The sequence below is a fragment of the Desulfoluna sp. HI9BLuna genome, assembly GCF_056829775.1.
In genome coordinates, this window is record NZ_CP186555.1 from 6049224 (window position 1) to 6067779 (window position 18556).

At 55.1% G+C, this 18556-nt stretch carries 19 protein-coding genes; 8 read left to right on the forward strand and 11 right to left on the reverse strand.

Going from position 1 to position 18556, the window contains the following annotated elements:
• Position 1 precedes the first annotated feature (1 nt).
• The 3 genes from ACOYW0_RS24550 to ACOYW0_RS24560 form a co-directional block, all read right to left on the reverse strand.
• A complete protein-coding gene (locus ACOYW0_RS24550) occupies positions 2-814 on the reverse strand; it encodes a glycerophosphodiester phosphodiesterase (protein WP_482416344.1) in 813 nt (270 codons plus the stop codon).
• Between the two features lie 102 nt (positions 815-916).
• The gene (locus tag ACOYW0_RS24555; protein ID WP_482416345.1) at positions 917-1528 is read right to left on the reverse strand and encodes a TetR family transcriptional regulator; all 612 of its coding nucleotides are present in this window, start codon (positions 1526-1528) and stop codon (positions 917-919) included.
• A 129-nt stretch (positions 1529-1657) separates the two neighbouring features.
• The gene (locus ACOYW0_RS24560) at positions 1658-2380 is read right to left on the reverse strand and encodes a MipA/OmpV family protein (protein WP_482416346.1); all 723 of its coding nucleotides are present in this window, start codon (positions 2378-2380) and stop codon (positions 1658-1660) included.
• Between the two features lie 238 nt (positions 2381-2618).
• Between ACOYW0_RS24560 and ACOYW0_RS24565 the strand changes: the two genes are divergently transcribed.
• From ACOYW0_RS24565 to ACOYW0_RS24580, 4 genes are all read left to right on the forward strand, one after another.
• Positions 2619-3089 carry a MarR family transcriptional regulator gene (locus tag ACOYW0_RS24565; RefSeq protein WP_482416347.1) on the forward strand — a complete coding sequence of 157 codons (471 nt, stop codon included), beginning with the start codon at positions 2619-2621 and terminating at the stop codon, positions 3087-3089.
• Between the two features lie 440 nt (positions 3090-3529).
• Positions 3530-4090 carry a class I SAM-dependent methyltransferase gene (locus ACOYW0_RS24570; RefSeq protein WP_482416348.1) on the forward strand — a complete coding sequence of 187 codons (561 nt, stop codon included), beginning with the start codon at positions 3530-3532 and terminating at the stop codon, positions 4088-4090.
• Between the two features lie 103 nt (positions 4091-4193).
• The gene (locus ACOYW0_RS24575) at positions 4194-4646 is read left to right on the forward strand and encodes a hypothetical protein (protein WP_482416349.1); all 453 of its coding nucleotides are present in this window, start codon (positions 4194-4196) and stop codon (positions 4644-4646) included.
• A 394-nt stretch (positions 4647-5040) separates the two neighbouring features.
• The gene (locus ACOYW0_RS24580; protein WP_482416350.1) at positions 5041-6387 is read left to right on the forward strand and encodes a uroporphyrinogen decarboxylase family protein; all 1347 of its coding nucleotides are present in this window, start codon (positions 5041-5043) and stop codon (positions 6385-6387) included.
• Positions 6388-6588: 201 nt separating this feature from the next.
• On the opposite strand, the gene ACOYW0_RS24585 is transcribed toward ACOYW0_RS24580, so the two are convergent.
• Positions 6589-7017 (reverse strand): hypothetical protein, encoded by a 429-nt coding sequence (locus ACOYW0_RS24585; RefSeq protein ID WP_482416351.1) that lies wholly within the window; start codon positions 7015-7017, stop codon positions 6589-6591.
• A gap of 154 nt (positions 7018-7171) precedes the next feature.
• Here ACOYW0_RS24585 and ACOYW0_RS24590 point away from each other — a divergent pair, with 154 nt between their 5' ends.
• Together ACOYW0_RS24590 and ACOYW0_RS24595 are read left to right on the forward strand one after the other, a co-directional pair.
• Positions 7172-9574: a DNA polymerase II gene (locus ACOYW0_RS24590; protein ID WP_482416352.1), complete on the forward strand. Its 2403-nt coding sequence runs from the start codon at positions 7172-7174 to the stop codon at positions 9572-9574.
• A gap of 390 nt (positions 9575-9964) precedes the next feature.
• A complete protein-coding gene (locus tag ACOYW0_RS24595; RefSeq protein ID WP_482416353.1) occupies positions 9965-10768 on the forward strand; it encodes a DUF3786 domain-containing protein in 804 nt (267 codons plus the stop codon).
• A gap of 35 nt (positions 10769-10803) precedes the next feature.
• On the opposite strand, the gene ACOYW0_RS24600 is transcribed toward ACOYW0_RS24595, so the two are convergent.
• The 5 genes from ACOYW0_RS24600 to ACOYW0_RS24620 all read right to left on the reverse strand — a co-directional run bounded on the left by ACOYW0_RS24600 (position 10804) and on the right by ACOYW0_RS24620 (position 14402).
• The gene (locus tag ACOYW0_RS24600; RefSeq protein ID WP_482416354.1) at positions 10804-11658 is read right to left on the reverse strand and encodes a LuxR C-terminal-related transcriptional regulator; all 855 of its coding nucleotides are present in this window, start codon (positions 11656-11658) and stop codon (positions 10804-10806) included.
• A 13-nt stretch (positions 11659-11671) separates the two neighbouring features.
• A complete protein-coding gene (locus ACOYW0_RS24605; RefSeq protein ID WP_482416355.1) occupies positions 11672-12211 on the reverse strand; it encodes a GNAT family N-acetyltransferase in 540 nt (179 codons plus the stop codon).
• 200 nt (positions 12212-12411) lie between these two features.
• A complete protein-coding gene (locus ACOYW0_RS24610; protein ID WP_482416356.1) occupies positions 12412-12882 on the reverse strand; it encodes a hypothetical protein in 471 nt (156 codons plus the stop codon).
• Positions 12883-12957: 75 nt separating this feature from the next.
• Complete coding sequence (locus tag ACOYW0_RS24615) at positions 12958-13638, reverse strand: TPM domain-containing protein (RefSeq protein WP_482416357.1); 681 nt, start codon at positions 13636-13638, stop codon at positions 12958-12960.
• Positions 13639-13643: 5 nt separating this feature from the next.
• On the reverse strand, positions 13644-14402 hold the full coding sequence (locus ACOYW0_RS24620) for a TPM domain-containing protein (protein WP_482416358.1): 759 nt from the start codon (positions 14400-14402) through the stop codon (positions 13644-13646).
• A gap of 536 nt (positions 14403-14938) precedes the next feature.
• Here ACOYW0_RS24620 and ACOYW0_RS24625 point away from each other — a divergent pair.
• Together ACOYW0_RS24625 and ACOYW0_RS24630 are read left to right on the forward strand one after the other, a co-directional pair.
• On the forward strand, positions 14939-15580 hold the full coding sequence (locus tag ACOYW0_RS24625) for a Crp/Fnr family transcriptional regulator (protein WP_482416359.1): 642 nt from the start codon (positions 14939-14941) through the stop codon (positions 15578-15580).
• Positions 15581-15678: 98 nt separating this feature from the next.
• Positions 15679-16350 (forward strand): GAF domain-containing protein, encoded by a 672-nt coding sequence (locus tag ACOYW0_RS24630; RefSeq protein ID WP_482416360.1) that lies wholly within the window; start codon positions 15679-15681, stop codon positions 16348-16350.
• A 42-nt stretch (positions 16351-16392) separates the two neighbouring features.
• Here ACOYW0_RS24630 and ACOYW0_RS24635 read toward each other — a convergent pair whose 3' ends face one another.
• Positions 16393-17151 carry a hypothetical protein gene (locus tag ACOYW0_RS24635; protein ID WP_482416361.1) on the reverse strand — a complete coding sequence of 253 codons (759 nt, stop codon included), beginning with the start codon at positions 17149-17151 and terminating at the stop codon, positions 16393-16395.
• A gap of 236 nt (positions 17152-17387) precedes the next feature.
• Complete coding sequence (locus tag ACOYW0_RS24640; RefSeq protein WP_482416362.1) at positions 17388-18314, reverse strand: transposase; 927 nt, start codon at positions 18312-18314, stop codon at positions 17388-17390.
• Positions 18315-18556: the final 242 nt, after the last annotated feature.

The following is an 18556-nucleotide window of genomic DNA, read 5'->3' on the forward strand; positions in this document are numbered from 1 at the left end:
ATCACAAAGAAGGATCGCCGCCGACCTTGTCGGAGATCACCACCCCTACCCCTGCAGCCACCGCCTTTTCTATATCCTCAGGCCCATCGACGGTCCAGGCGTTGACACGTTTCCCCAGGAGCTTTGCACCTTTCATCCAGATTTTTTCCCCGGCACCGGGCTTGGGAAACAGGGTAATTTCAGGGTGAAGGGTGTCTGCGCCCGCCAGAAACCCCTTGATGCCCCACCGGTTCAGCAGCGTGTTGACTTTGAACCGCCATTTTTTTTTGTCTTCGATCCGTACCGTGCGGTCATTGAGGCGAAACAGGTAGGCCGTCTCGATGGTGCGATTAAAAAAGCGCGTGGTGATAAGGGTGTTCAGGTCAAAGGAGGAGAGGATCACCCGGTCGTCGATGCCGTGATGCCGGATGACGTTGACGGCTTTTCGGGCGGTGTGGCAGACAAAACGGTGGCTTGACTTGATTTCTACGTTGAAAATGCTCTCTTTCCTTGATGCCATGAATCCACAGGCGTCGTGGAACAACGGGACCTCTATCCCCTCTTCCCGGGCCGTTGCCCGGAGCTCTGCCAGTTCTTTTTCCCAGGGGAAAAAACCGAGCCTCGCCTTGCAGAACCAGCGGTTGATGACAATCAGCTTGCCGTCGGCCGTGGACTCCACGTCGATCTCAATGCCGCGGGCACCCCGCCGGAAGGCCTCTTCAAAGGCATCGAGGGTATTTTCTGTGACATGGGCGTGCCGGACGCCGCGATGGCCCAGGATGACAGGGCTGTCCGGGCTCTCTTCTACCAGTTTGTCGATAAGGGTGCTTCTCACGGCCGGGTGCCTTTACTCTGTGGGCAACCTTGGCTGAAGAAGGCTCTGTCAGGCAAGGTTGCCGGGTCAATGGGGAAGATAGATCGGGAAAAGGCCGGGGCCCTACCCTTTCATGGTGTTGATGTGCATCTCAAGGAGGGGGTATCCGTCTCTGGTCAGGCCCATGATGGATTTATCGAGGAGCCACATCTCCACGATGCCCCAGGTAAAGGAGACCAGGGAGAGCCCGCACAACCTGGGGTCCAGGCCGGGCTTCAGCTCCCCTGCCTCGGCAAGGGCGGCGAACACCTCGGTGACGTTGGCGATTCCCTCCTCGGTATTGAGCTTTTGAGAGGTGAGAAACGAATGCATCTCGTCGGTGTACTCCACCTTGTACTTCAGGACACGGTAGAGCCTTGCATACCGGGTGTTGGTCTCCAGAAGGGCCAAATAGCTGTGGAGAGCTTTCAGCACCGTCTCCCAGGAGTGGGGCCCGGAGTCGGTGAGTTTGAATCGCCGGTCGTCGATGGTGCCTTTGACCCAGTCGCAGCATTGGGCAAGGATGTCCTCTTTTCCCTGGAAATGCCAGTAGATGGCTCCCCGGGTGACCCCTGCCTCATGGGCGATGTCTCCCAGGGTGGTCCGGGAGTAGCCCTTGAGGTCAAAAAGGGTCAGGGCGGCATCCATGATGCCGAGTCTGGTTTTTTCAGCGTCTTCCTTGGTTTTACGTGCCATGCAACGGCCTCCTGATGTTTTGGGTCTTGTAACATATCCGGCGACTCATTTCATCCGTCAACAGGCGTCGCTATTCTTTCATCGGGACCATGGCAACGAAACCGCGGCCCCGACCCCTTGGGCTTTGGGCTACAACAGGGTCACCACCACCCCCAGGTGCCCGGCCACGATGTAGTCCTCATTGACAATGGGGCTGTTGTGGATCTCATCGCCGAAGTACTCTGCCTTGACGCCCCCCACCATGTTCAGGTTGGCTGCCACGGGAACGTCAAATGATAAAGCGACAAAACCGCTGACGTCGGCCTCGGGTTTGTATGCTGTGCGAAAGTCAGTGGCCTCGTTTTCCCGCACACCGTAGTAGTAATCCACCTGTTTGCCGCTGCGCCAGGTACTCCCTGCCGACGGGATCAGGGTGAACCGCCGGGTGCGGATGGGCATCAGGTAGGCCAGGGTCGCTTCCCCGCCGTTGTGGGTGTCCGATGCGTCCAGGCTGCCGCTGAGCTTGATGCCGCCCACGGGGCTCCAGTAAGTGATCCGTGCCCCGGCTTCGATGGCCTCCTTTCTCTCGGCCATGCCTTCAAGGTAAGGGCTGTCCGAGGCCTCGTATCCGTTGACCCCGCGTGCAATGAACACGTCGAGACGGCACTGCTTCATGTTGACGACCTTGACGCCCGCCTTGATACCTTCCACGAAAAAGCGACGGTCTTCGCCAAAAATCAACGGCATGGGCAGGTAGCGCTTGTCGTTTTCCAGGTCTTTATAGAGACGTGAAGAGGCCGCACCTCCGAATCCGATACGGAGCTTGCGGCCGTCGTCGAACGCCTGGGCCCCACCGGTCCACAGCAGGATCATGAAAAACACCAGGACGCCTCGCACACGATAATTGCTTACTTCTTGCATTGCATAACCTTTCTTGGGTGATGTTATTTATACATTCATTAATGTATGTAAAATGTGCGGCAGTTTATATACACTCGTGTATGTATGCGTCAAGGGCTTTCAACGGACCCCCCTGTTTTTTCAGGGCAACAGGAATTTCCATCCCCTCCGGTGTATTGACAAATTTGTTTAGTGGCTATACAGTCAGGCCATGGAATCAGACTACCTTTCAACAAAATTTGCCGCCTTCGATGCCATCTTTCACCGGGTGATGAACAAGATGAAACGCATCGAACAGAAACCCCGTTATTTCGGGACGGACATTCTCCTGTACCCCTCGGAGATCCACACCATTGAGGCCATCGGCAAGAACCCCGGCATCAACGTCACCGATCTCGCCGCTCTTCAGGGCGTTACCAAAGGAGCGGTGTCCCAGGTGATCCGCAAACTTGTGGATAAAGAGATGGTGATCCGGATGAAAGATGAAAAGTCGGACCGGGAAGTCCTGCTGGTGCTCTCCCCCACCGGCAAAACCGCCAACGCCGCCCATCAGAAGTTTCACTCCCGCATGGACCCCATCCTTCTGGAGCTCATCGACGGGGCCGACGAAGAAAAGATCGCCTTTATGGTGTCGGTATTTCAAGCCATTGAGCGATTCTGCGACCAGGTCCTCAGCGAATAAATGCCCCAACGCTTTAACCTTTGTTTTGTCCCTCCAGCCCACATACGTTGACGTGCTGCGCCGATTCAAAACGGCGCACCGCAACGTGCCGCCTCCACTGTCTGCATTTGTTGATAGCACGTTTTTTCCCGGGTCTCGGTCATGGTCGGGACCCTTTGCCCATGTGGCGGTACCACATCGCATCGCGGGACCAGGGCCCATGAAAGAAAGGGCCTCAGGCCCCCCCACGGGTCACCTCCATGGAAAGATGATGAGCGCCGCCCCTGCTTCGTCCCCCGGAAGAAACCGCGAAACGCAGGTGCTCCGTGGCTCTCTCTTACCTTCTGCAAAAACCTGTTTTTAAAAAATCGAAAATTGTGTTGACAGCTTTGTTTAGTCGCTATACCGTTTAATTAAAGTTTAGCACCTAAACCTTAAACCCATCTGCAAAGGAAACCTCCATGAACACAACCGTATGCCCTTTCTGGGTCGGCTACCTTCTCTTAAACCCATTGCGAAAAAAACTTCAGAATCCGGAAAACCTTTTAACCCCGTATGTGAAACCCGGCATGACTGTGGGAGACATCGGCAGTGCCATGGGGTTCTTTTCCCTTCCCATGGCTGAAATGGTTGGCCCCACCGGACGGGTTGTCTGTGTGGATATCCAGGAACGAATGCTCAAAAAACTAAAAAAGCGCGCCATCAAGGCCGGGGTGGACGATGTGCTGGAATATCGGGTCTGTTCCCCCACGTCTCTTCACCTGGAGACCCCCGGCCGTCCCTATGATTTCCTGCTGGCATCGGCAGTGGTCCACGAGGTCCCCGACGCAAAGGCTCTCTTTGAAGAATCGTTTGAGGTCCTTAAACCGGGCGGGCGCCTGTTGCTCTCCGAACCCGCCGGTCACGTTTCCCAGGCAACCTTTGATCGCGAAGTGGTCGCAGCCGAAGCGTGCGGGTTCCACGTTCTCAGCATGCGTCCAGGGCGACGGACCCTTGGAGCGGTATTTGAAAAAGCAGCCTGATCTTTTTTTACCCTTATTGTTTAGCATCTAAACCTAAAGGCACGGAGACACGTACAGGGGCTCTACGGCCCCTTGCAGCTCCACAACCCACAGGAGGACATCCATGAAAAAACTGACGCTCAACAAACACTTGTTTCTCACTGCAGCCATGCTGCTGGCCCTTTTTGCCTTTGCCTCCCCGGCGTCGGCCGCAGGGTTTGACTTTCTCTTCGGTCCCAAGGCGACACCGGGAACGGAGCTTCATGCCCTGGGAGCCCGGGCCATGGAACGCAACGCAGGAGGCGCCACCTACTTTACCAACGGAAAGGGCCGGGTTCTTGAGGTACGGGCACGCCACGCCAAGGACGGTGCCCTTCGCGTGGCCGTCAACCGGACCTACATCCCGGAGAACTTTAACGGCAGCCGTACTGCGGAAACCCTGTATCGCCGCCTGGGTCGACTGGCAAAGGAAAACAAAGCCATCAAGGCGGGGCAATACACCCTCATCGACGAGGAAAACGGGTTGGAGGCGTATCAGTACGGTGCCATGGTGGCCGAAGCCCTGGACAGGGAGTAAGTTCTGCGATCATACAGCTTACAGGATTGATTTGCAGTTCATATGGGCCAGGTGAGTTTTTGCCATGACTCCCGGGTCACATATTCATGCCAGAATCACCCTTTGGTGGCCGGAACAGTCATGCCTTACCCGTCCGTTTGTCTGTTCGTTTGAAGACATCCAGTGCATTCCGTGTGAACACCCCAAAAACACAGCCCGATTCGACGATGTGCTCGGATCGGGCTGTGTTTTGCGTATTTCACAATATGGGATATAATATTTAAAATCCCATATTGTGTTGCGCTGTCGGTTTTCACGTGTCATAGTAGCGACGTTTTGAGGGGGACACCCCCTGCCCGCCTTTTATTAGTGCCGGGCAAAACCATGACACACCACAGACACCAGGAGGATGACGATGAATGGTAAAGCCCTTATCTTAAAAGCTCTGAATCACGAAGAGGTTCCCCGCACACCCTGGGTCCCTTACACCGGGGCGCAGATCGCGAACCTCAAAGGGTATGCTGCCGATGAGATGTTTCAGGACGTCGACAAACTCGTGGCGTGCCTCCTGGAAGCCGAGGCCCAGTATGCGCCGGACGGCCTCCCGGTGATGTTTGACCTGCAGGTGGAAGCTGAGATCCTCGGGTGCGACCTGAAGTGGTACCCCAACACCCCGCCCACGGTGAGCAGCCACCCCCTGGCCGATGAATTCACCATCCCCACCCGGCGCCTGACCAGAGAGGATGGCCGAATCCCCATCATCATGGAGGCCACCCGCCGCCTCAAAGAGATGAAGCCGGATATCGCCCTGTACGGCTTGGTCTGCGGCCCCTTTACCCTGGCGTCCCACCTGCGCGGCACCAACATTTTCATGGACATGTACACCGCACCGGATCAGGTCAAGGCATTGATCACCTACTGCGAAGAGGTGGTCAGCGAGTATTCGGCGTTTCTCGTGGAGGCCGGATGCGATGTCATCGGTGCGGTGGATCCCCTGGTTTCCCAGATCTCTCCGGTTTCCTTCGAGCAGTTTTTAAGCGAGCCCTTTGCCGCCTATTTCAAAAAACTGCGGGATCAACATATTCCTTCCACCTTCTTTGTGTGTGGGGACGCCACCAAGAACATCCCGGCCATGTGCACCACCCGGCCCGATGCCATTGCCATTGATGAAAACGTGGACATCGTGGAAGCCAAAAAAGTGACCGACGAACACGGGGTCCTGATCTCCGGCAACCTCCAGCTGACCATCACCATGCTCTTCGGGTCCCAGCAGGACAACCAGAAGGCGGCCATCGACCTCATGGACGCCCTGGGGACCAAGGATTTTATCCTGGCCCCGGGATGTGACGTCCCCTTCAACGTGCCGCCGGAGAACATCGTGGGCATCGGCATGGCCGTCAATAACAAGGAAGCGGTGCGAAAAGCCCTTGAAACCTACGTAAAAAAAGAGGACCTGCCCGACGTTGAGCTGCCCGACTACCAGAGCCTTGATCACGTCCTCATCGAGGTGGTCACCATCGACGCCCAGACCTGCGCGGCCTGCGGCTACATGCTCGCCTCGGCCCAGGACGGCTCGGCCTCCTTCGGGGACAAGGTCAAGGTGGTGGAACGCTCCATCATGTATCCGGAGAATGTCTCTTTTATGGGAAAGGTGGGCCTTGAAAATGCACCGGCCATGCTCATCAACGGAGAGGTCAAGCACGTCTCCCTGATCCCCACGCGTGAAACCCTGGAAGCGGAGATCAAGGCCGCATTGGGTTAACGAGGAAGTTCAGTTGCCTCCGGCGGCCCTGCCGGGGGCCAACCTTTTAAAAAGGTTGACAAACAGATCTTAAACCGGCCTTCCGGGCTCCGCCGAAATAATGTTGCCTGTTTCGACATTAAGAACGTTTTTTGCGGAGCTTTTTTCCAAAAAAGCGACCTGCCGGAGGCCTGCTTTTGTTTTTTCTGAATCCCCCTATCTCTATAGGCGTCTTAGCGCCTCCATATCCAGTTCCGCCCCTCCGGAGTTCATCTCCGGAGGGTAGCTCCCCTTCCTGAACCCCTCCATTAAGAAAGCGGCTTCGTGACCCACGGTGGACACGCGGCAATCCCTGAACGAAGAATAGATGCTGTGGACGTTGGCGCACGGTTCCCGGGAATCCAGCAGCTCCTGAAGTCGCGAAAGATGCTCCTTTGTCAGCCAGGTGTCCGGTATCTCCGGCACCACAACGGTGGGACAGGGATCGTTTTTTTTTGTTTGTAAAAACGCCAGAAAGGCAAGGGGGTCTTCGCGGGCCCAGTCAAACGATTCGTGTGAATGCGTTGCCCCCATCTGTGTTGCACACGATGCGAGCATCACCGTAAAGACAATGGCCGAAAGAATCAGGGGAAGGTGTTTGGATCGGGGCATGGTGTTTTCCTGTGTGCGTTTTTGGTGAGAACAGTTTAGTGTGTTGGCAAGGCAACGCAGGGCGCACTCCGCGCTGCCGTTGCCGCCACAGCCCAATGGACCATAGAATCCAGGGAAATACAACGGCAAAGGGACAGGTTTAGAGGAACGGTTTATGGAATCGCTCAAAGGGTACATACTGACGCGTGAAGGGGTGGATGTGCGCGATTCACACCACCTCCGGTATGCCGGGACAAGTGACCGGGGGCCCTTTGAAATCACCATCACCACCCATCGCCCCCTGTTTTTTCTCCTTCGGGGAACCCCGCTTCCCACGGGCCTCCCGTCATGTGAGCGGCGCGCCGTCGAGTTGACCGATTTTAAAGGCCGCCCGGTGGATGCCCTCTATTTTGAAAGCCGAAACGCCCACTACAAAGCCCGGAAGCTTTTTGAGGAGTCGAGCATCCAGACCTTTGAGGCGGATGTCTACCCCGAGGACCGCTACCTCATGGAGCGGTTTATTTACGGAGGCGTGGACATCCATGGTCCCTTAAGGGTACAGGATGGTGTGATCCGATTCACCGACCCGGTCATCCGCAAAGCCGACGTGGAACCGATTTTTTCCCTTCTCTCCCTGGACATTGAGACCGGCCAGCGCGGCGAGCTCTACTCCGTGGCCTGCCACTTTACAAAACCGGTGTCAGGCGGTGTTGACGGAAGCCAGGTTTCCGAAGGCATCGTCCTGATGCTGGATCCTGGAGCGCAGAATCGAAACACTGCTCCCCCCCGCCTTCACGGCAGGCTCCCGGGAACCCCGTGCGAAGCCCTTCCCGGCGGGGGCGTGATGCACCGTTTTCCTGACGAAAAGGCACTCCTCCACGGATTTTTCAGGGTGTTGAAAGAGTTGGATCCGGACATCCTCATTGGCTGGCACGTCATCGGCTTTGACCTGCTCTTCCTTGAGGCAAAGTGCAAAAAACTGAAGATCCCTTTCTTGATGGGGCGAAACCAAAAACCGCCCAGGATCCGCGAGGTGCGCAAAGGCATCTACCGGGTCGAGGCCTGCGGCAGGATTGTCGTGGACGGTCCCCCTGCCCTGCGGGGCGCCTTTTACACCTTTGACAACTTCCGACTGGAGACCGTGGCCAAAGAGCTTCTGGGCGCGGGCAAAGAGATCGGCGAAGACGTCGACAAGGTCGCGGAGATCGAGCGCCGGTTCCGGGAAGACAAGGTAGCCCTGGCCCGCTATAACCTCTTGGACTGCACGCTGGTGACGGATATTTTCGGCAAAACCGGCCTCATCGACCATCTCTTCAAGCGGGCCATCATCAGCGGCCTTCCCATGGACCGGGTGGGGATGTCCGTGGCGGCCTTTGATTACTTTATGCTGCCCCAGGTCCACCGCAAGGGGCTCGTGGCCGCCAACGTGCGGGATGTGGAGAGCGCGGGCCACGCCAAAGGAGGCTTTGTCTTCTCCAGGGATGCGGGTTTTTACGAGCATGTGGTGGTGCTGGATTTCAAGAGCCTGTACCCCTCCATTATCCGAACCTTTCACATTGATCCCCTCTCACGGCTCCGGGCGGAGACTGCCCCTGTCTCCACACCGCCGGGCATCGATTTTTCCCGGTCCGAGCACGTGTTGCCCGGTTACATCCAGTCCCTCATGGAGAAAAGGGAGCAGGCCAAGAAAGCCGGGGACCCGCACCTCTCCCAGGCCATCAAGATTTTAATGAACAGCTTTTACGGGGTCATGGGGACCCCGGGGTGCCGCTTTTATCACCCGGATCTCCCCTCTGCCGTCACAGGCACCGGGCAGTGGGTCCTGAAGACCACACGGAACCACCTGGAAGAACAGGGTTACGAGGTGATCTACGGGGACACAGATTCGGTGTTTGTCTGCCTCAAGGCCTCTGAAATCGCCGAAGGTGAGGACGCTCCCAAGGCGCTTGTGGCAAAGCTCAACGCCTTCATGGCCCGAACCATCCAAGACATGTTCGGTGTGGCCTCCCGGCTGGAGCTGGAATTTGAAAAGCATTTCACCCGTTTTTTTCTCCCCTCCTTACGGGGCGGCGGGGAGAGTGCCAAGAAGCGCTACGCAGGCATGGTGCGTACCGGCGATACGGAAAAACTTGTCATCACCGGTTTGGAATTCGTGCGCTCCGACTGGACCCGCTTTGCACGGGACCTCCAGTTTGAGCTGTTTCAACGGATTTTCAACGACGACGAGGTGGAGACCTGGATCAAGCAGAAGGCAACAGACCTCAAAAACCACGTCTACGACGCGGACCTCATTTACCGCAAGCGCCTCACCAAGCCGCCCGGAGAGTACACCAAGGCCATCCCGCCCCATGTTAAAGCCGCCCTTCTCCTGGGCAAGGCCGGTGAAAACGCCCGGGAGAGCCGCTACGTCATGACCCTTCGGGGGCCGGTCCCCGTAGAACTCCCCCACCCCGACCTCGACTACGGCCACTACATCGAAAAACAGCTGGTCCCCATCTTCGATGCGGTGATGATGTTTTTCGGGACGTCCTTCCATGAGATCATCCACGGCCGCCAGCTGAGCCTCTTTGACGATTGATTTAAGACCTCTTTAATTTACTTAAATAAAAGTACAAAAAATAGCCTATAGCGGCAAGGTGTGCCACCTTGAAAGCAAATTACCGCCGGGCTTTGCCCCTCGTTCCTCGGGTCAAATCCCAGCGGTATTCCGGCGAACCATTGTGTGATTATTTGTTTCCGACAGCCCTCCCTCCGGCGGGTCCACGTCGTTCCTAAAACCTGTTTGTCAAACCCGGTTTTATAAATCAGGCTAAAAGTTTGGCCCCCGGCAGGGCCGCCGGAGGCTTTTTTTTAGGTCTCTCCCCCAAATGGGGGATGTTTTTTTACGGCCTCTCTCCTATGGATTTGTATGAAAGCACACTCGGATCCCTTTCGGCTGCAATACAGCATCCACAATAAGGAGGACGCCATGAGTCAATTCCGCAACGCCATGGAGATTTTCAAGCACCTGCCCCGAACAAACTGCCGGGCCTGCAATGAACCCACCTGCCTCGCCTTTGCTTCCAAGGTGTTTTTGGGTCAGAAACCCCTGGAGCTGTGTCCCCATGCAGCGCACATTTCCTGCGAAGAGAAAACAGAGGGAACCAGCATCAAGACCCTGGAGGAACAGCGGCAGGAGGGTCTCAAGGCGCTGAAATCAAAACTGGTCGACTGTGATTTAAAGGAAGCTGCGGATCGGGTGGGAGGAGTGTACGAGAACGGCAAACTGACCCTTAGAATGTTTGGAAAGCCCCTGTCTGTGGACAACGCCGGGAATCTTTCGGCGGATATCCATATCAACCCGTGGATCACCTCCGTGGTGCTCAACTACGTCCTCTCCTGTCGCGGCGCCGAACTTACCGGGGACTGGGTTCCCCTGCGGGAGCTCAAAGGGGGACGGGAAAAAAACGGCCTTTTTGTCCAGTGCTCGGAGTCGCCTTTCAAATCCCTTGCAGACATGTACCCCGACCTGTTCGAAGAGCTCATTGTTCTCTTCAACGGAGAATCCATTGAGGAGCAGTTCCAATCGGACATCGCCCTTGTGCTCCGTCCCCTTCCCCGGGTTCCGCTGCTGGTCTGCTATTGGAGCCCCGACGAGGGCATGGACTCCGACCTCCATCTCTTCTTCGACTCGTCGGCCGACGACAACGCCGGTGTGGACACCATCTACACGGTTACCACGGGGATCGTGAGGATGTTCGAGAAGATTGCCCGGAGGCACTGGCGCATATAACTGGGAAGCGCGACTGTTGCAGGGCTGTTTATGGCTCAGATAATTTTGCGTCGGGCGGCCCAGACCGCGGCCTGGGTGCGATCGCTGACGCCCAGCTTGTTGAAGAGATGGATGACGTGGCTTTTGACGGTGTGGGGGCTGATGCCGAGCTCGGCAGAGATTTGCGGGTTGGTAAAGCCCCTGCCCAAAAGGGACAGGACTTCGATCTCCCGAGGGGTCAGGGCGGCAAGCAGGGAGGCGTTGGCCTCATCCACGGCACGGCCCATGTGCACATCAGGATCGTGGGGTGGGGTGTGCTGTTGTGGAGCTGGGCGGGTGTCCACGTCAAAGGTGACAGAATCCACGGGGCGTCCGGCGGTGTCCAGAACCGGGTAGGTGACCTGCTCACTGATGGGAGGACCGAGGTGGGGACACTGGCCGGGAACGGCCCGTTGTTTGGAGACCATGGAGGCAAAGGCAAGGCAGGTGGGGTACCCGCAGGCCTTGCAGTTGGTCAGGGGCAGAAGCTTTAAGATATCCGGTACGGCAATCTTCCTGAAGACCTTGTGCTTGGGCACGATGGTCTCTTTTTTCTCCAGGATGGTGTTGAGTTTTTCCAGGAGCCTGTCCCTGAAGGCTGTGGCTTCGTCGCGGTCTTCAAAGGGCGTTGCAAGGCAGCGAAACGGGTAGAGCACGCAGAAGACCCCGTCCAGCTCAAAGCGCATCAGTGCTGGCGTCTCGTGAAGTTCGGCGCCCGGTATGACCGCGTTGATATAAGGAAAGAGAAACGAGAGATCGGTGTCGAAAAAAAAGCCTGTCATCACCGAGGCGCGACGGACCGAGCCCGGTTTGGCCATGGGGCCTTCAAGGCAGGTGAAAAAGGTATGGTATTGGATGCGATTCGTCGTCAAGGCGTACCGTTCCTTACTCTGTTTCTTCCCGTAACAGGCCGTAGACCACAAGGTCCCTGTACTGATCGTAGAATTTTTCTACCCTGCGAAGGGTGCCTTCCTCAGTGAACCCGAGCCGTTCGGGGATGGCCCTGCTCCTGATGTTTTCCACGCCGCACCGGATTTCCACTTTCTGCAGGTCCCAGTAATGATACCCCATCATGACAAGATCCTTGACGGCCCGTGTCATAATGCCCTTTCCGGTGTATTCTTCCCCCATCCAGTACCCGATGTGCCCGATACCGTTGGCATGATCCAGCAGGTTGTACCCGAGGACCCCTGCGATGCGTCCACGGTAAAAGATCGTTTCATGCAGGGCCAGGCCTTTACTGAAACGGTGCAGCTGGAGATCGATAAAGTGACGGGTGTCTTCCGGCTTTTTGATGGAGTCGAGCCAGGGCAGCCATTGTTTCAGGTAATCGCGGTTTTTCTCCGTGAGTTGAAACAACTCGTCGGCAAAATGAGGCACGGAAAGCCGGAGTTGAATGTGCCTGTCGAGCTGGCGGTAAAACATGGCAGGTTCTCTCCATCCTTTTGGGGACAGGTTCCCCTTGGTTTACCCTCTATAATATGTTTCATGAACCGAGTACGCCCATATTCAAGGCATCAGAGCTGCAGATGTGGTTGCTTCCCTTAAAGCCTTGATAACGAGGACGATGGATACACTTTGCATCTTTCCAACAGGAGGTGGGCGTTTTTCATGAAATGGCCGGGTTATTGACCTTTCTTTTGCTCCCCCATCGTCCAGAGAGCCAGGGTACCGATTCCATAGAGGACCCCGATGGCAAGGGAGAGCACAGACGAGACAAAGACAAATAAAATCCTGGTGTTCATCTCTTCCAGGTACGGATGCTCCACAAAGACGATCATCGGGATGCTGCCGATGCCCCGGGTCAGGTAGACACACGAGATCATCACAAGGGCCGCTCTGGTGAAGGGAAGCCTGCGGACATACCCGGCTCCGGAAAAAGCATAGAGACCGAACACCAGAAAGATCAGAATAATCGCCGTCGTAATCCCCATGGGGACCCATGAGCCGTTTTCCGCCATGGCGGCCATGGACTCACCGGCGCCGAAAAAACGGTACCAGTCCCCACCCCCGATGACAATGACTGTATGCAGGGCGGCAATGGCCACGCTGCAACACCCTGCGACCGCAAGACATGGATTGCCGGTTTTCATCATGGTCGTCCCCATTGTTGTTGCCCCGGCAGACCGCCGGGGCTCAGTCGAACAGGCTCGTTACGGAAAAATTTTCCGTTAATCGATGAGATACAGCGTATCCACCAGTTCATTGGCATCGTCCGGGGCAACGGGAAAATGGCTGGCCAGGAGTTCGCCGCATCGCAGGATCCCCTTGCGCATCCCCTCTTCGGGCTTGCCGCGTCTGAAGCCGCTGATGATGGTATCGCACAGGGCCTGCCAGTCTTCCCCGGTGAGCTTGGCGTTGATGGTGTCGTCTCCCACCACGTGGACCATATGCTCATACAGGGAGACATAGATCAGCACGCCGGTGGCGTCTTCGGTTTTCCTGATTTTCAGTTGCTGAAAGGTCTCCCGTGCGCGGCGCTCCACCTCCTCCTGCATCTCTCGTTTTGTGATGAGAGGGAGCCTCAGCACGGGAAAATGGCTCGCCAGGGACATGCCCATAAAAAAGGAGACAACAAGAACCGCCAGGGCAACGGCCATGGGAAGGCGTGATGCCGTTGAGGCACCCCAGGTATCGACAACGGGGGCTAGGCCCTGAATCCACCCCCAGGTGCACCCGAGCACAATCAGGGAGAACAGGAACCCGAAGAGATCCTCCGCCCTGTCGTAACGCCCGGAAGCGCTGGCAATGACCGGAACCACTTCGGCCGAAGTGTTCTTTTCCACGTCGGCAATGGCTGCTTCGATGCTTCGAATTTCGTCGTCTGTCAACAGACTGGTCGCTTTTTTCATACCGGTTACCATGATCCTGTTGCCCCCCCGCCGCCGGAAAAGCCGCCTCCGAAGCCCCCGCCGCTACCTCCGTCAGAAGAGGAGTCAGCCGAGAGCAAAATCTGGATAATAAATAAAAGAACCACGCCAAGAATTCCCAGGAGCACCCAGGCCCATCCCTTTCGCCCCGAACGGAACAGGTTGATGATAAGCATCACCATAAAAGCGATACCACCCAGCACCGCGGGAATCACCCACCAGGGCCCTTGGGGTTTGGGCAGGGAGAGCCCACGTGCCATGGCATCCAGTCCACGGACCCCGTCGGCAATTCCTGTTGCGTAATCGCCCCGTTTGAACCCGGGGATAATGAGGTCATTCATGATCTGGCCGGCCTCATAGTTATGTACCCCGCCCCAGTCAGCCCCAAGCTCGATGCGGGCTTTGCGATCCCCTTCGGAGACGAGGAGCAGGATCCCGTAGTTGCGATCCTCCCAGCCGATGCCCCAGTGGTTGAAGAGGGCGGCGGCGTACTCTTCTATGCGCATGGTCACGGCATCCTGGACGGCAAGGGCATGTATGGTGACCACATACAATGGGATGTTTTCTTCGGCAAGGAGAGCCGAAGCGATCTCATCAATTTTGGCCCCTGTCCGGGCATCGATGAGCCCTGCTTCGTCCACGTAAAAATGCTCCGACGGTGGCTTGTCCGGAAACGTTGCAGCCAGGGCACATATGGGCGTCAGCAACAGAATCGCTGCCCATGCAAACCATTTTTTTCTGTTCATCTATGAATTTCCCTTCAAGGTGTTGAGGTTAACACCTGCGACATGACGTTGAATATCAGATATAATCAAAGATAACCATACGATTTTACGCTGATGCCGTATGACGTTACCCCTTCAAAACGAGGCGGGAGTGTGTTTCTACCTGCATCTCTAACAGCTGAAAAGGTGCCGGCAAAAGAACCTGTCCCCTTCTCTTCGGCGTGTAGTAATAAGATACGGCAGGTTTGTCAATTGGTTCCGTTTGTCGGGGCTGAGCCGTGCTGATTCAGGCCTGAGCGGTCTGGTGTTTGACGTGTTCCCTCCCCTTGCGCGATGGCTCTATTCCCTGTATTGAGTTAGATTCTTGGTATAGAAAATGCAATGAGTCACCTTTTCACTCCCCATATGTTTTTCACTCTGTTTGTAGCCGCTGCTACAGACAAGAATACTCTTCTATACTTAATAGAAGCACCATCATTATCTACAATCCAGGTGGAGTAAGAAAGGGTTGAATCGTGTGTCATGCTAAACAAATTGCAGGTAATGATATCAACAAATTGTCAATAGATTTTAATTTTGAAAACACGTATTCGCCGGAGTTTGAAGCCTTTATCGTCAAGGCAAAAAAAAAGAGAGCCGCCAAGGGAGATGCCCTGTTTCTTCAAGGGGCTGCCGCAGAGGAGCTGTTTTTGATTACCGCCGGGCGTGTCAAGCTGAACAAGGTGTTTGAGAACGGCAATGAATTGACGCTTGAGATGCGGAAGTCAGGGGATTTTGTCGGTGAAAATATTTTTCTCTCAGGGGCCCAGTACCCTGTCTCGGCGTACTGCATGGAAGACACGACCACGTGCGGTTTCAGCAAAACAGAATTTGAACAGCTCATTCTGGAGTACCCGAAGATAGGCCTTCAGGTGATCAAAAACATGAGCGAACGGATCTCATGGCTGACGCGTCGCGTGAGAAGCTTGTCTCTGCCCAATATCGAGGACCGCCTCTTTCATGTGCTCCTGAACATAGCCAAAGAGCACGGGATACAGAGCCCCCAGGGTATTATCATTAAATTTCCGCTGACCCATGAGGAACTGTCCATTTTAACCGGCGCCCACAGGGTGAGCATTACCCGTGCCATGAAGGTTCTCAAACGAACCGGTAAAATCATATCCGAAGATCGAAAACTCATTGTCCCCACCATCAAATAGATGTCGGGTATTCACACATGATCCTTCCATGGATACGTACGGTTTACTCCGTACCGAGGTACCGTTGGGGTCGGAATTACAGCAGGGCGATACCAAGGATGACAAAGGCAATTCACGTTCCCGAGCATATCAAGAAAACCTGGCAGGACATGACCGACCTCATAACCGAAATCACAGGAGCGCCCGTTGCCCTTATCATGCGGTTTTCCGACCCGTGCGTGGATGTGTTTGTGTCAAGCATCGGCACAGGCAACCCCTACTCCCCGGGTGAGACGCTGGAGTTGAACAATTCAGGATTGTATTGTGAGGCGGTCATTAAAACGCGGGAGCCCCTTGTTGTCTGCGATGCCATGAAGGATGAGAGGTGGCTGGCCAACGCCAGGTCCAATCGGGACATGACCTCCTATCTGGGGTATCCTGTCTTGCTTCCCAACGGCGAGGTCTACGGGACCCTGTGCGTTTTGGACAGGGTCAGCAAGGGCTTCCCCGATCCCGTACGGCACCTTCTGCATCATTTTACCAAACAGATGGAATCCCACCTTGCGCTTCTCTGCCTCAACCATGCCATGGTGGAACAAAACAAAAAAATCACGCGGAGTCTTGCCGAGCGACAGGTGCTCCGAGGATTTATCACCATGTGCGCCAACTGCAAGAGCATCAAAGACGCCCGGGGCAACTGGCAGGATATAGAGAGCTTTCACCCGGAGGCCAACTTCAGCCACAGCATCTGCCCTTCATGCCGCCGCGTTTTGTATCCTTATTTAAAGTAATCGACAGGGGGACCCCCCACCCTTTCCCTTTTGGCTTATCCGCTATTCCGGGGTGTAGTTGAAATCCATGATAAAGGAGTGCTCCGAGGATTTGGAGGACGCATAGATGTCGTTGAGGACCTCCCGTGTGGAAAATACATCGGGCTGGGTGGCTTTCAGGGCCGCTCCGATAAAATCAAAGGCCCCTGCCCCGGCCTTGGTCTTTCCGCTGAGGACCGTTTTGACAAGGCCAAAGGGCACGTCCGGGTCATAAAAGTTCACCTGGGTCATGTCCGCGTCCACGGTGCCGAAAAACGGGTCTCCGGAGTGGTGAACCATCTGCTGGGTCTGGATGTAGACAACGTTGTACGACCTCCCTTTGATATCGAAATGCTGGGGTACGGCGCATCGTTCAAAGGCAACGCGACGGAAATAGCCTGATTCAGGGTTCTCGCCCTCAACCTTGAGAGGCGTGATTTCCCCTTTGTACTCCAGCTGCGCCTTGAGCACCTGCCCCCCGTCTGTGACCCAGTAGAGTTTCCTGAAATCCAGCATGTTTCGGTTCTCGGGCTCGATGGCCACCAGATTTACCCTGTCTTCCCGGGACACTAAGGTAACCCGGCTCCCGTTGCCGGTCATGTTTTCGTTGTCCGAGGTGTAAAACGCCGTGTCCCCCACCTTGGGGTCCGGGTGGATATAAAACCGCTCACAGACCGGCTCTTTTTTCATGCTCGAGACCACATAGCCCTGCAGGAGCGACATGCAGCCCGTGAGGGGAATCAGAAAGAAAAACGTCAATACAATAAACATGGCGCGTTTCATAAAAACTCCTTCTTAGGGGACAGGTTCATTTTGCACTTTGTAACACAAAGCCGAAAAATCGTGTGAGTCTCTTTGACTATCTGCAGATTATTTTGCCCGTTTTAAGGTGGAACACCTTCATAAGGGCCATGGGATAAAAACACTCACCAGAAAAACCGATGCAAAAATGAGCAAAAAGGCGCACCCTGCCACAAGGCCTCTTTAAGACCGACAGGAATCAGGCTTTCAAGCATGGGTTAGGCTCCGACAAGCCGTTTTAAGGAGTACATCCCATCAATCCCTTTGACACTTCGAGGAATTTTATCCCGTGCGGTTTGGTGCTTATCCTTGAACAAACCGTATGTTCTTTCGACAAAGGCCCTTGAGCCGATAATTCCTGAATCCGTGAAGTATCGCGTTTTAAACCGGAATCGTCTCACCCGGGCAATCTCGAAACCATAGGCTGTCTCCTTGTTAAGGATATGCTTTGCAAGGCTTGCCTTGCCCTGCTTTTCAACGGCACCCACATGGTAGAGAAATTTTCGGTAATCCTTCAAGCGAGCCAGCCGGTCTGTGGTTCTGGCATCTTCAAGTCCCAAGTCCAATGAAAGAAAATCATCTTTGTTGCCCGTTTGCAGATGGTAACCTATGGAACACCAGCGGTAATCCTCGGGGCGTTTCACAATTCCAGCCCGCAGAGGGTTCAGGTCGATATACGCGAGACAATGGATCAAGGAATGCCCCTGCTGAACAAGAACGCTTTTAAAGCGTTCGCCCCAGAGAGTCCCTTTGCGATTTTTTCGTTTGTTGTAACAGACGGAAAAACATTGCTTGATATCTTTGACATAGGCAGACAGGCTGCAGAACCTTTCCCGATAATCGTTAAGCAACCCGTCCGGAAATTCGGCGTCTCTCCCGTAAAGAATTCTGAATCGCCGTTTTACCTCGTCGTCGGAGACCATGGATTCGGGGGTGATCTCCACAAGCAGGTGAAAATGATTGCCCATCACAGCAAATCCCAATACATCAACAACATAAATCGAGGAAAGACGCTGAATGATGCTGACCAGCTTATCTTTATCGACCTGGCCAAAGGGGAGGCCTTCAAGTGCTGTCCGACTGATGATATGGTACGCGGTCTTTTGTCCTGGATCCGTGACAACCAAACGGGGAATTCGCGGCATAACACCCTCCTTCCTGAAACCCGGAATTGATAAGGCGATCGGTTGGTGTGAATCATTTCAAAATAAATCTTTTATAATTCAAGGATGATATCTTCGCAACCACTGTCTCACACATGGCAGAGGAAAGTCCAGCATTAAGAGCCTGTCCCTTGATGTGAGATGAGCTTGAAGTCAAATATAAATGTCAGCATAATGGTGAAGTGATGGCCTGCAGTGAACCTTACAGACAAGAGAGGTGCTCC